General features: G+C 60.5%; 12 protein-coding genes and 1 tRNA gene. 4 read left to right on the forward strand and 9 right to left on the reverse strand.

Features of this window, described 5'->3' with window-relative positions; translation table 11 throughout:
* Positions 1-43: 43 nt before the first annotated feature.
* Both G8767_RS20010 and G8767_RS20015 read right to left on the reverse strand, forming a co-directional pair.
* On the reverse strand, positions 44-514 hold the full coding sequence (locus G8767_RS20010; RefSeq protein WP_234036629.1) for a GNAT family N-acetyltransferase: 471 nt from the start codon (positions 512-514) through the stop codon (positions 44-46).
* A gap of 138 nt (positions 515-652) precedes the next feature.
* Positions 653-916: a hypothetical protein gene (locus G8767_RS20015; RefSeq protein WP_095973076.1), complete on the reverse strand. Its 264-nt coding sequence runs from the start codon at positions 914-916 to the stop codon at positions 653-655.
* A gap of 519 nt (positions 917-1,435) precedes the next feature.
* On the opposite strand from G8767_RS20015, the gene G8767_RS20020 reads away from it, so the two are divergent.
* Entirely contained in the window at positions 1,436-1,855 is a 420-nt protein-coding gene (locus G8767_RS20020; protein ID WP_095973078.1) for an SMI1/KNR4 family protein, read from the forward strand.
* Positions 1,856-2,157: 302 nt separating this feature from the next.
* Here the strand turns inward: G8767_RS20020 and G8767_RS20025 are convergent.
* Positions 2,158-2,230, reverse strand: a tRNA-Arg gene (locus G8767_RS20025).
* 97 nt (positions 2,231-2,327) lie between these two features.
* Between G8767_RS20025 and G8767_RS20030 the strand changes: the two genes are divergently transcribed.
* Together G8767_RS20030 and ssb are read left to right on the forward strand one after the other, a co-directional pair.
* Positions 2,328-4,463 carry a cytochrome c oxidase assembly protein gene (locus G8767_RS20030; protein ID WP_166811375.1) on the forward strand — a complete coding sequence of 712 codons (2,136 nt, stop codon included), beginning with the start codon at positions 2,328-2,330 and terminating at the stop codon, positions 4,461-4,463.
* A gap of 181 nt (positions 4,464-4,644) precedes the next feature.
* Positions 4,645-5,058, forward strand: coding sequence for a single-stranded DNA-binding protein (gene ssb / locus G8767_RS20035; RefSeq protein WP_007733347.1), 414 nt, complete (start codon positions 4,645-4,647; stop codon positions 5,056-5,058).
* Between the two features lie 4 nt (positions 5,059-5,062).
* Here ssb and G8767_RS20040 read toward each other — a convergent pair whose 3' ends face one another.
* Positions 5,063-5,521, reverse strand: coding sequence for a MarR family transcriptional regulator (locus G8767_RS20040; protein WP_095973080.1), 459 nt, complete (start codon positions 5,519-5,521; stop codon positions 5,063-5,065).
* Between the two features lie 105 nt (positions 5,522-5,626).
* Between G8767_RS20040 and G8767_RS20045 the strand changes: the two genes are divergently transcribed.
* On the forward strand, positions 5,627-7,444 hold the full coding sequence (locus G8767_RS20045; RefSeq protein ID WP_166811514.1) for an ABC transporter ATP-binding protein: 1,818 nt from the start codon (positions 5,627-5,629) through the stop codon (positions 7,442-7,444).
* A 133-nt stretch (positions 7,445-7,577) separates the two neighbouring features.
* Here the strand turns inward: G8767_RS20045 and G8767_RS20050 are convergent, their stop codons facing one another.
* From G8767_RS20050 to G8767_RS20070, 5 genes are all read right to left on the reverse strand, one after another.
* A complete protein-coding gene (locus G8767_RS20050; protein WP_166811377.1) occupies positions 7,578-9,251 on the reverse strand; it encodes an FAD-dependent oxidoreductase in 1,674 nt (557 codons plus the stop codon).
* Positions 9,252-9,398: 147 nt separating this feature from the next.
* A complete protein-coding gene (locus G8767_RS20055; RefSeq protein ID WP_166811379.1) occupies positions 9,399-10,598 on the reverse strand; it encodes an acyl-CoA dehydrogenase family protein in 1,200 nt (399 codons plus the stop codon).
* A gap of 25 nt (positions 10,599-10,623) precedes the next feature.
* Complete coding sequence (locus G8767_RS20060; RefSeq protein WP_095973084.1) at positions 10,624-11,604, reverse strand: NADPH:quinone oxidoreductase family protein; 981 nt, start codon at positions 11,602-11,604, stop codon at positions 10,624-10,626.
* Positions 11,601-12,026, reverse strand: a complete 426-nt coding sequence (locus tag G8767_RS20065) for a MaoC/PaaZ C-terminal domain-containing protein (RefSeq protein ID WP_095973085.1) — start codon at positions 12,024-12,026, stop codon at positions 11,601-11,603. Before G8767_RS20065 ends, G8767_RS20060 begins: the two co-directional genes overlap by 4 nt.
* Positions 12,020-12,469 carry a MaoC family dehydratase N-terminal domain-containing protein gene (locus tag G8767_RS20070; RefSeq protein ID WP_095973086.1) on the reverse strand — a complete coding sequence of 150 codons (450 nt, stop codon included), beginning with the start codon at positions 12,467-12,469 and terminating at the stop codon, positions 12,020-12,022. Before G8767_RS20070 ends, G8767_RS20065 begins: the two co-directional genes overlap by 7 nt.
* Position 12,470 lies beyond the last annotated feature (1 nt).

The following is a 12,470-nucleotide window of genomic DNA, read 5'->3' on the forward strand; positions in this document are numbered from 1 at the left end:
GTCACGCGAACGTGCCACTACCCAACCGAGCCACGACCTCCCCTCAGCGCCCGCTCGTCGGAGCTTTCGTTGCGCCGGTTGCGAATTGGTGCATCCCATCCGCGTCGAGCCCTCGATGCGCCCAACCGAGCTCGCTGAAGAAGCGGTAAGCGGGCTCGTTCCTCTGGTCAACGAACGCAACCCACCCCGTCGTCGGCGGGTGCTCGGGCCACGAACGGACGCAGTCGATCGTTGCCCGGCCGAGCCCGTTCCTGCGCCGGCGCGGATCGATCGCGAGATCAGTGATGCCATGCTCGTGTCCGTTTGGGTCCCAAGCGCAGCCGACGAGCGCGACCGGATCGACACCGTCGAGCACCACAAGCTGCACACCCGAGTGGGTGGCGAGGACATACTCGAGCCACTCGTCGTCAAGCGGACCCAGCTCACGGTCTAGCGTCTCATCCTCGTACCAGCGCTGGATCCACGGCCAATCGGCACGGGTCATTAGCCGCGCCGCGAGGGTCTGCTCAGTCATGAGGTCTATTCTCTCGTTCTCGTTCTCGTTCTTTTTCAGGGCTTACTCTCATTCGGCGTTGGCAGCAGCTTGATCACGCGTGTGCCGTATGCAGCACAAGAATGCCGCCAGCCTCACCCGAGATAAGGGAGACGCGCCCTAGTCAAGTTTCGCTGGCGGATAGTCCCCGTAGACGCCTTCGTTGCGGCCGGCTAAGTACTGCTGATGCTGCAGATTCGTGCGCTCGTCGAGGCCTTTGTAGTAGTCGGTCTTCACCTTGCGCATGTCGGCGCGGTACTCGCGAATGAACTTGAAGCCTTCGTGCGTCATCGGGATAACGAACGCCGCGATTACAACCCACAGCAGGATCCACAGCAATGTCTGCCAGTAGTTCGTAATGAAGACAATCAGCAAGAATGCCACGATGAATCCGACGAGGGCGTCCGTTATTTCGAGATGTATTCCGCGAAAAGTTCTTTATCTGATCGTGCATCGCAATCGTACGCGTGAGTACGGCGACCGTCATCGGTCGTGCGTTTCATGATTCGCATCGATGCGTCAGTTCGCTCTTCCAAGCTTGAACCCTTGTTGCTATTAGCCTTTTGGTCCGCTTGAGTCTCCAGATATCCGGGCGTCAGTTCGGCGAAACCCGCACACTGAGTTGCCCTCACTTCCTCGGCGGTGGGACCCGCGGGCTCGCTACTGCATCCGCTGATGAGTAGCGCCGCTCCGATAGCCGCGACTGCGGCGAACGGCATTTTCATGCCGGAATAGAACCAGACGGACCGGTCGTAACTGACATTTGATCTGCCTCAGTTGGTAGTAGTCTTCGGCTCCAGCGGCTTCCTGTTCGGCGACCCATGCGGGTGCGACACTCTTGCGCCCGACGCACCGGCGTCCGAGTTCGAAGCTAGTGTCCCGCGCCGGTAGTAAGTTTCCGATATGGCTCTCGGAAACGGGTTGGTCGCTCGGATCGAGCGGACCGTGGACTTCTACGGTCCAGGCCGTCCGATTCCGGCAGACGAGCTTCACGCGCGATTGCATGCGCTCGACATCGTCCCGGACAAAGACTTCACCGAGTTCGTGGGACGTTGGGGTGGATGCTTCGCGGGCGTGTCAGTGCACGCGTGGGACAACGCCGAGCTTATCGGTCGTGAGACATGCATCGAGCTGACCATTGAGGCGCGTGACGCATATGGTGCCCTCATCGACGGGGTGGTGTTCGCTGACGACGGGTCGGGGAATCCGATCTGGATCGCTGCGGACGGAAGCGTGTGCTTGGTCGACCATGACAACGGGAACACAGTTGTCCGACTGGCGGCCAGTTTCCGTGCGCTGTTGGAGGAGAACGTCGACGACTGACTCGCGCGACTAACCCTTCATCGGGGGTCGGATCTTCTCGGCGGACTTGTTCCAGATGAACGGCTTCGGGTTCTCGTTCCACCCCTTGACTCCTGCCGTTGGACGGCAAGATTGTCGACGATGAGTCGGAATTCGGCGCCTAGCTTGCGTCGAGAGACGTACATGCTCACCTGCGAACCGCTCAACACTTACTCAACACTTTGGTCGGGATTGCGCGGGATAACGCAGGATTATTGCATTGGTCGTATCTCCGTACATGCTGGCCTAGAAGGTATTGAGTCCTGCGTAAACGGTACGAAAAGTGCCCCCGGCAGGATTCGAACCTGCGACCAAGAGATTAGAAGGCTCTTGCTCTATCCCCTGAGCTACGGAGGCGCGTGGAACATCATACTCGAGGGTTCGGGATGTGACGTGCACCGCCCAACTCCGACGCGTTGTCGTAGTCGGTTCGCGAAGGTCCTACCCTTGAGGTATGGCTACACCCGACCTCGCGACGACAGATTCCTCACCGGAGTCCACTCCGCACAGCGGTGCACCCGCTTCTTCGACCGCCATATTCGTGGTCAGTGGACTCATCGCAGGGCTCACCGCAGCCGTCGTGGTGGGATTCTCCGCGTCGCAGGCACTGACTCTTCTGGGCATCCCTGATCCAGGTCCGATCACTACGTACGGCCTGCCCGCGATGCGCGCACTGGGGGAGATCGCCGCGGTCATCGCGATCGGGTCACTGCTGTTGGCCGCGTTCTTCGTGCCGCCGCAGAAGTCGGGCGTCCTCGACGTCGACGGCTACCGAGCAGTCCGAACCGCATCGCATGCCGCGATCGTTTGGGCGATCTGTTCGTTCATGATGGTGCCTCTGACGCTCTCCGACACCTCGGGTCAGCCGTTTGCCGAAGCGATCAAACCGGCAAACCTCTGGTCGGGACTCGACCAGGTGGAGATCGCCGGCGCCTGGCGCTGGACGGCCATCATCGCGGTTGTTCTGGCGATCCTGGCCCGGTTGACACTGCGCTGGTGGTGGACTCCGCTCCTGCTGCTGGTCGGTCTACTCGGACTGATGCCGCTCGCTCTCACCGGTCACTCGTCTTCGGGCGGCTCGCACGACATCGCTACCAACAGCCTGATCCTGCACCTTGTGGCGGCTTCGCTCTGGGCGGGCGGCTTGTTCGCGCTACTGGCCCACGCGCGGCGCGGCGGCGATTACACCGACGTAGCGGCTCGACGCTTTTCGACGGTCGCATCCATCTGCTTCGTCGTCATGGGATTCAGCGGTGTCATCAATGCGATTGTCCGTCTACCTCTCGACGACGTGTTCACCACGACCTACGGACGATTGATCGTCGCCAAAACAGTTGCACTGATCATCCTCGGGTTCTTCGGTTGGGCTCAGCGGAGTCGGGCGCTGCCGGCGTTGGCGGAGAACCCCAAGAGTCGATCCGCGCTGATTCGTTTTGCCGGCGCTGAAGGCATCGTGATGGCGGCGACCATCGGTCTCGCGATCGGCCTCGGTCGGACCCCACCGCCCCCGCCGCTGTCGATTCCCTCGATCCCCGAGGTCGAACTCGGTTACAACCTTCCGGACCCGCCGTCGTTCATGGCATTCGTGACGGACTGGCGATTCGACCTCATGTTCGGCACTGCCGCAATCGCTGCGGCGATTCTGTACGGAATCGGCCTGCGCAAACTGGCCAAGCGCGGGGATTCCTGGCCCGTCGGCCGAACCATCGCCTGGATGAGCGGTTGTGCGGTGCTCTTGATCGCCACGTCGTCCGGTGTAGGCAAGTACGCGCCAGCAGTCTTCAGCGTTCACATGGGTGCGCACATGGCGCTGTCGATGTTGGGCCCAGTCCTGCTGGTTCTGGGTGCGCCGATCACTTTGGCTCTGCGGGCCCTCGATCCGGCAGGCAAGGACGGCGTGCCAGGCATCCGCGAGTGGATTCTGACCGCCCTGCACAGCCCGTTCTCGCGCTTTATCACGCACCCGATCGTGGCGGCCGTTCTCTTTGTCGGCGGCTTCTACGCGCTCTATCTCGGCGGAATCTACGGCGCGACGGTCGACTCGCACAGCGCGCACTTGCTGATGAATCTGCACTTCATCCTGAGCGGATATCTCTTTTACTGGGTGGCGATCGGAATCGACCCGTCACCACGACAATTGCAGCCGGTGACCAAGCTGGCGATGGTCTTCGGTTCGCTTCCGTTCCACGCGTTCTTCGGTGTGGCCTTGATGAGCACCACCGCCGTCATGGGTGGCGCCTACTTCCGTTCGCTCGGCCTTGGCTGGAACAACGATCTGATCGGCGATCAGCAGTTGGGGGGCAGCATCGCCTGGGCGACCGGCGAGATCCCGCTCATGGTGGTCATGCTTGCGCTTCTGGTTCAGTGGTCGCGCAGTGACGGCAGAACGGCGCGCCGAACCGACCGTGCGGCTGAACGTGACCACGACGCCGACCTCGCCGCACACAACGCGATGTTCGCCGAATTGGCCAGGCGGGACCGCGAGGGGTGGAAACCCCGAGAGGCGGCTGACGCGGAGACTGCCGACGAGGACACTGCCGATGGGGCGCCCAGCGAGAAGAAATCCGACGAGTCCTCCACTAGCACTTAGCACCGACACTGCCCGGGCCGTTTGGCTCGGGCAGTGCTGTTTCTCCACAGCGGTCCCTCCGATGCACAGGTGGAAATCGAAATCCCGAGCCAGGCGTTTGCCGTTCCACAATCGAAACTGCCGACGCAATGATCGGCCCCGCGGCAGTTGGCGGGATCTGAAGTTCGAAGGGGGATCGGACATGTACGAAACGCATGCAACCGTTGTCGGAACCGTCATCACCAATCCGGTGAAGCGGCAGACCACCAATGGTGAAGAGGTGCTGAGCTTTCGGATGGCGAGCAATACGCGTCGCAAAGACGCGGTGACCGGAGAGTGGACTGACGGTGCGACCCTGTATCTCACGGTCAGTTGCTGGCGGCGGTTGGTCACCGGCGTCGGCGCATCCATCATGAAAGGTGATCCGGTCATGGTGGCGGGGGAGTTGCGCACCAACGAGTACACGACCAAAGAGGGTGTGCCTCGTTCCGATCTCGAGTTGCGGGCAACGGCAGTTGGCGCGGACCTTGCTCGTTGCATCTCGAAGATCGAGCGTCAGAGCAAGCCGACGTCGGCGGAGAATGTCGAGGACGCAGTCGACACCGTCGCTGCGTGAGAACTCAGATCGAGGGTGTCGGGCAGTCGCGGGGCCGAGAGTCGTGCCCCGCGTCCACTCGCTCGAGAAGTTCGGTGAGAGTTGCTCGCTCCGACTCGTCGAGGTCGTCGAACACATCCGAGGATTCGCGTCTTTGAGCTTTCGCGACGTCGGCGGCCAGCGCAGCGCCGGCGTCGGTGAGCTCGAGTAATACAGCGCGGCGATCGTTCGGATCGGGAGTGCGGCGTACCCATCCGGCATCTTCGAGGGAATCCACGACGTCGGTTGCCGACCGCGGAACGATGCGCAATCGCTCGGCAAGAAACCCGAGTCGAACCGGTTCGCCTACTCGGGTCAGCACTCGCAGTGCTCGGCTTTGCGACGGCGAGAGGCCGAATGGTTCCAGCGCTGCCACCTGGCGTCGGCGGATGAGCCGTGCCACGGACATCACGACATCGGTGAGTTCGCGCTCTCGGGAATGCATGGCGTCAGTCTAGCGTTGTTGGTGTCAGCCTCATAGTGAGGTAACCTCATCAATATGAAACTAGGGTGAGAAAGCCTCCAGGAGGTAAACGTGAAACCAGATAACATGCGAAACATCGAACGATCCGCTGTCGAGATCACTCCGGCGGAATCCGTACCGGCAAAGCGCGTACTCGGACTGTTCGCGCCGTATCGAACTCAGATCGCCATCGTCACTGCGGTCATCACCCTCAGCGCGATCGTCGCGTTGGGCAGTCCGCTGCTCCTGCGCGAAATGCTCGACAAGGCGATCCCGGACAAGAACCTCGGACTCGTCAGCGTTCTGGCCATCGGCATGATCGCCATTGCCGTGATCACGAGTTGTCTCGGCGTGGTGCAGACCTGGATGTCCAACAGCATCGGCCAAAAGCTGATGCACCAACTGCGCGTGCGGGTCTACTCGCACCTGCAGAATCAGTCGCTCGGATTCTTCGCTCGAACCCGAACCGGAGAAGTTCAGTCGCGCATTGCCAATGACATCGGCGGTATGCAGTCGGTGGTCACCAACACGGCAACGTCCATCGCGCAGAATGCAACGACCGTGGCGGCCACCATTGTTGCTCTGTTCCTTCTGGATTGGCGACTCGCCATCTTCTCGCTGGCGATCTTGCCGGTGTTCATCCGAATCGCACGCAAGATCGGTGACGAGCGCCGCAAGATCTCGGGCAAGCGGCAGAAGTTGCTCAGTGATCTGTCGGTCCAGGTGGAGGAATCTCTCTCCGTCAGTGGCATTCTCCTCGGAAAGACGACCGGCGCGAAGTCGGCTCTGACGGATCGATTCACCGAGCGTTCAGCGGAAGTCGCGGACGTCGAACTCCGGGCCATGATGGCCGGCAAGTGGCGCATGGCGACCATGTCGATCACTTTCGCGGCCATGCCCGCACTGGTCTACTGGTTTGCCGGTTTCACTCTCGATCACGGCAACACCATCACCGTCGGTACTCTCGTCGCATTCACCACATTGCAAACACAATTGTTCCGACCCACCATGATGCTGCTCAACACGGGCGTCGAGGTGCAGAGTTCGATGGCACTGTTCAGTCGCGTGTTCGAGTACCTGGATCTGCCGATCGACATTGCCGATCCGGAAGAGTCGAAGAGTTTCGATAGCACCACGATGTCCGGCGAACTTCGGTTCGACCACGTCGACTTCTCGTATCCAGGAACCGACAGCAAGACTCTCGACAACATCGACCTCACGGTCCCAGCCGGCGGAACCTTGGCGCTGGTCGGCTCCACCGGTTCAGGCAAGACCACTCTGGGATACTTGGCCGCACGTCTGTACGACCCGGCTGCGGGATCGGTGAGAATCGACGACGTCGATCTGCGGGACCTCGATCTGGCGACGGTCTCCGATCTGGTGGGCGTGGTGTCGCAGGAGACGTATCTCTTCCACACGACGATTCGTGAGAACCTTCGGTTCGCGAAACCTGACGCCACGGACGCCGAGATCGAGCAGGCGGCGCGCATTGCGCAGATCCACGAGTTCATTTCCGGTCTCGACGAAGGGTACGACACCATGGTCGGCGAGCGCGGCTACCGATTCTCCGGCGGTGAGAAGCAGCGCATCGCGATCGCGCGCACAGTCCTGCGGAATCCGCCAATCCTCGTCCTCGACGAGGCGACGAGCGCCTTGGACAATCGCACCGAACGTGCGTTGCAGGACGCGCTCGACGAGCTGATGGTCGGGCGCACCACTCTTGTTGTAGCACACAGGCTTTCCACGGTTCGAGACGCGGACCTCATTGCGGTGCTCGACCGGGGCGTGGTTGTGGAAAAGGGCACCCACGACGAACTTGTGCAACAAGGTGGGCGGTACGCACAGCTGCTTGCGGCTTCGGGTAGTGACGCAGTCGAACTCCCGTCGGAACTACAGACCGTCTGAGAGTGTGCCCTTCGCGCGAGTGATCCGTTGAGCACCGAACGGAGGCGATCCGGAATGGTTCATCCGGGCCGCCTCCGCGTGATTGTGCGTCGCGCCGACGGCAACGGAACGACGCCGATCTATCGGGGGTCTGTCAGCGGTCAGCTGCGTGGCGCGCCGCGATGTATCCGAAAACCATCGCCGGCCCGATTGTCGCGCCTGCCCCGGCGTAGTCGTTGCCCATGACTGCGGACGAGGTGTTTCCCGTGGCGTAGAGTCCTGCGATGGGAGCGCCACAACTATGCATGACCTGTGCGTGTTTGTTGTAGACGAGGCCGCCTTTCGTTCCCAGATCGCCGATCTGCAGCCGAATAGCGTAGTACGGACCCTCGTCGATCATGTCCATCGAGGGGACCGGCAATGTCGGGTCCCCGTAGTAGTTGTCGTATGCACTTTTTCCGCGCTCGAAGTCTTCGTCTGTGCCGTTGTACGCAAATCTGTTGTACCGATGCACAGTGAGAGCGAGTTGTTTCTCCGGGAGTCCGATGCGATTCGCCAACTCGTCGAGGGTGTCGCCGGTGAAGAGGAGTCCGCTGTTGAACCAGGATTCCGGGAAGTTCTGGCCCGGCATGACCGCTCCGATCTGATACCGGCTCTTGGCTTTTGCGTCGAAGACGAACCAGATTGGCTCGTGACCCCCGTCGATCTGGTTGTGTACGAATGTCACGTAGGGAGCGGATTCATTGGTGAACCGAACTCCGTTCTGGTTGACGATGATCGATCGCGGTACCGACCGTTCAGAAACCAATCCGTGCATGATGCCGTCGGGTCTCTTGAACGAGGGCATCCACCAGGCATCGTCCATCAGGTTCACTGAGGCGCCGATTCGCTGTCCCTCTCGGATGCCGTCTCCAGTGTTGTCGGCGGAACCGAGGCTGTAGTTGGTGCTGGCGTTTTCCGGTAGATATTGCCGACGCATCTCGTCGCTCTGTTCGAAACCGCCGCAGGCGAGCAAAACGCCTTTGGAAACCCCTATTCTGAGAGTGCGGCCGTTGCGCTCAGCGACCACTCCCACCACGCAATCATCGTCGTCGGTGATCAACGATTTCATCGCAGTGTTCAGCCAAAGTGGAACGGCAGCTTGTTTGATCGCCAGACGCAGACGGCCGACCAGTGCCTGTCCGAGGGTTTCCATGTGTCTTCTGGTCAGAACGCTCTTTACTGCACGCCACCCGGTTGCAAGCGCGGCGCGTCGCCCTGCCCAGGTGCGCATGACCATGTTCAGTTTCACGAACTCTTTGGATGTGATGTACAGGCCGGCGGGAGTCGGAAGTGCGCCGGGACGCAGACCAGACTCGTCGGTGCCGAGCAGTTTCAGGTCGAAAGGAAGTGGTTCGATTGTGCGTCCACGCGGGCGACCGCCCGGCTTCTCCGGGTGGTAGTCCGAATAGCCGGTACACCATTGAAATTGCATGAGCGGGCTGGTCTTCTCGAGGAACTCGAACACGCGTGGACCCTCGTCCACAAACGCGTCGATGTTCTCATCCGGAACTCCATCGCCTACGACAGCGCGCATGTACGCCCGAACTTCGTCACGGCTGTCCGAGAGCCCTTCGCGGATGAGAGTTGGATTGTTAGGTACCCAGATGTTGCCGCCTGACAGTGCTGTGGTGCCGCCATAGACGTCTGCTTTTTCGATGACGAGGGTGTTCAGGCCATTGGCCGCGGCCGTCAACGCCGCGGTCAAGCCACCGGCACCGCTGCCGACTACGAGGAAGTCCACTTCGTGGTCGAAGGTTATTTCGCCTGATTTTGACGCGCGAGACATATTCCTCTCCTGTTCAATTGGTCGATTTTTCTGTTCACGGGCCGCAGCCCGAGGGATTTGACCGATGTCGATCACACCCTCGAGTGCACGAAGGCTGATGACTCAGTAATGCAACAGTTTTCGAGGGTTTCGAACACCGAGGGCAAATCAGCGCTGCTTGCGTAACTCGTGGCGTGCGACGCTTCTGATATGCACTTCGTCTGGTCCGTCGGCGATACCGAGGATCCGGGCACTTGCCCACATTCTCGCGATCGGGAAGTCATCTGTGACACCGCCACCTCCGTGGCACTGGATAGATCGATTCAGAACGTTGCGCGCCACGCGAGGACCGATGACCTTGACTGCCGCGATCTCGATCTGAGCGCCCTTGGCTCCGACCTGGTCGATGAGCCATGCGGTTTTCAACACTAGAAGGCGTGCCTGCTCGATTTCCATTCGTGATTCGGCGATCCAGGTCCGAACCACACCCTGATCCGATATCGGTCCGCCAAAAGCGTTACGGGACTGGGCACGTCGAACCATCAAGTCCAACCCTCGCTCAGCCATGCCGATGCAGCGCATTGCGTGATGAATTCTGCCCGGACCCAGGCGCGCCTGCGCGATGGCGAACCCGTCTCCTTCGGAGGCCAGCATATTTGTCACCGGTACTCGAACATTGTCGAACCGGATTTCACAGTGGCCGTGCTGGTCGTGGTATCCGAATATCGGTAAACTGCGCACGATTTCGACTCCATCGGTGGCGACAGGCACCAAGATCATCGATTGCTGCTTGTGGGGCTCTGCCTCGGCATTCGTCTTCCCCATGACCACCAGAATTTCGCACCGTGGGTCCGCGGCACCGGTTGTCCACCATTTCCGACCGTTCACAATGTAGTCGTCGCCATCTCGCACAATCGACGTCGTGATGTTTCGGGCATCGGAGGACGCAACATCGGGTTCAGTCATGGAGAAGCCCGAACGCATTGTGCCGTCGAGCAGTGGTTGAAGCCAGCGATCCTTCTGCTCGCGGGTGCCCACCAGGTGCAGGATCTCCATGTTTCCGGTATCGGGGGCCGCGCAGTTGAGCGCTTCGGGGGCAATGTAGGGCGAGTGGCCCGTCACCTCTGCGATGTGTGCGTAGTCGAGGTGAGACAGCCCGGAGAGCGCTGGCAGGAACAGATTCCACATGCCCTGGTGTTTCGCTTCCACCTTCAACGACTCGACCACTGGTGGTAAGTCGTGACTGCGAGGTCCTGCGGCCTCGAGCTGTTCGGCGTAAACCGATTCAGCTGGGTAGACGTGTTCGTCCATGAATGCTTCTAGGCGCGTGATGATTTCGCGCGCAGCGGGGCTCGGAGCTAAGTCCATTGACGGCACCTTTTGTCGTGAGTGGTCATTCGGGGTTGGTTGAGAGGATGACTTTGCCCAGCGCGCGTCGGCTCATGACTTCCCCGAGTGCGGTAGGGGCATTGATCAGCGGGTGGATGCTGTTCACATGAGGAGACAGAGCGCCACCGTCGTACATGTCGAAGAGCGCTCGCACGTTGTCCGCGTTACATTCCGGATTGCGTTTTGCCCATGCGCCCCAGAGAACTCCATGTAGCGCCCCGCCAACGACGAGGAGGCGATTCATGCCGATCTTCGGAATCTGTCCCGAGGCGTAGCCAACCGTCAAATATCTTCCTGCGGTGGATAATGCGCGTACTGCTGTAGCTGCGTGATCTCCACCGACCGGGTCGTACACTACATCTACACCAGACGGTGCGACCTGTGTGACTCGTTCGCGAAGGTTGCCCGTCGTGTAGTTGATCAATTCGTCTGCTCCATGTTGCTGGCAGACCTCGAGTTTTGCATCGGAGGATGCCGCCGCAACCACGCGTGCGCCCAATGCCTTCCCGATCTCGATTGCGGTGAGCCCGACACCCCCGGAGGCACCCAAGACGAGCAATGTCTCACCGGGTTGGATCGCAGCTCGGTCGACGAGTGCGTGGTAGGACGTTCCGTAGGTAACCGCGAATCCCGCAGCGTCGGTGAAACTCATGGAATCAGGGATCACAAAGACCTTGTCACCGGAGACCGCCACGAGTTCCGCGTATCCGCCCATGCCGCAGAAGGCCATGACTCGCATCCCCGGGGTGATCCCTTGGACGTCCGAACCGACACTGTGTACTACACCCGCGACTTCCGACCCGGGAATGAAGGGGAGTGGAGGCTTCGTCTGATACGTTCCGGCGACGATCAACCCGTCGGGAAAATTGACGCCCGCCGCCTTGACCGAGATGAGAACTTGGTTCGGGGTTGGCGTAGGATCATCAATTTCTCTGAACTGCAGTTGATTCGGCAACCCGAGCTGGGCACATACGAGCGCCTTCACGGCTCCTCCGACTGCACGAGGGGCGTCCGTACGAAAGTTGCCCACGCCTTGACCGCCAAACCACCGGTCTGCCGAGTGCAGGTGAGTTCGACATCGATCTTGTCGCCTTCGTCGTCCGCGTAGATTCGCTCGACGAACGCTGAGCATGTCAAGGTGTCGTCGGGCCAAACCTGTTCGAGAAACCTCACTCGTATCGCTCGGACGTTCTCTGCACCCAGCCAATCGGTGGCGAAGGTGGCAAGGAGTCCAGCTTGAAACATCCCGACCGAAAACGGACCCGGGTACCCCGCCGCTTCGGCGAAAACCTGGTCGTGGTGAATCGGATTCATGTCTCCCGACGCACCTTGGTACCTGACGAAATCGGTGCGAGATACCGGACCGACAACCCACGGGGTCGGGACTGACACTGTGTTGATCAACATTCCTCCACCGTCGGTCGAGCAGTTTCCACTCCGGTCATAGTTGCCCGAGCAATGAGATTGCCCTGCGCGTCTTCGAAATCCGTTGTCATCACGGCAAAAGTCATCTCGCCGCCCTTCCGTCCCTGCTTCGTGTAGATGTCGACGATCCGTGAAGTGCAGTTCAGGCGAGTACCTGCGCGGGGAGGAGGACCGAAGAACTCGTACTTCTGTTCGGCATGGAGTCCGCGTTTGCCGTCGAGTTCGACCTTTTGCCACGGGTCCGAGCCCTCTGTCTGCCAGAGGAGGGTTGTGGTGAGGAAAGTCGGGGGCACTACCGGGAACTCGTCTTCGACATAGTTCCTATTGCTCGAATACGTGGCAACGGCGAACTCACGAATCTTGCCGCGCTCGACGTCCATATGGAACGGGATGCCCGTGATACCTACTGACTCTTTGTCGACCACA

Origin of the sequence: Rhodococcus sp. IC4_135, from assembly GCF_011602025.1 — a bacterium.
Classification (GTDB): domain Bacteria; phylum Actinomycetota; class Actinomycetes; order Mycobacteriales; family Mycobacteriaceae; genus Rhodococcus_F; species Rhodococcus_F baikonurensis.

Bases quoted from the DNA above. Each gene is read 5' to 3' on its own strand.
- G8767_RS20010 (WP_234036629.1), bottom strand. From the start codon at position 514: ATGACTGAGCAGACCCTCGCGGCGCGGCTAATGACCCGTGCCGATTGG.
- G8767_RS20020 (WP_095973078.1), top strand. From the start codon at position 1,436: ATGGCTCTCGGAAACGGGTTGGTCGCTCGGATCGAGCGGACCGTGGAC.
- G8767_RS20030 (WP_166811375.1), top strand. From the start codon at position 2,328: ATGGCTACACCCGACCTCGCGACGACAGATTCCTCACCGGAGTCCACT.
- ssb (WP_007733347.1), top strand. From the start codon at position 4,645: ATGTACGAAACGCATGCAACCGTTGTCGGAACCGTCATCACCAATCCG.
- G8767_RS20040 (WP_095973080.1), bottom strand. From the start codon at position 5,521: ATGCATTCCCGAGAGCGCGAACTCACCGATGTCGTGATGTCCGTGGCA.
- G8767_RS20045 (WP_166811514.1), top strand. From the start codon at position 5,627: ATGCGAAACATCGAACGATCCGCTGTCGAGATCACTCCGGCGGAATCC.
- G8767_RS20050 (WP_166811377.1), bottom strand. From the start codon at position 9,251: ATGTCTCGCGCGTCAAAATCAGGCGAAATAACCTTCGACCACGAAGTG.
- G8767_RS20055 (WP_166811379.1), bottom strand. From the start codon at position 10,598: ATGGACTTAGCTCCGAGCCCCGCTGCGCGCGAAATCATCACGCGCCTA.
- G8767_RS20065 (WP_095973085.1), bottom strand. From the start codon at position 12,026: ATGTTGATCAACACAGTGTCAGTCCCGACCCCGTGGGTTGTCGGTCCG.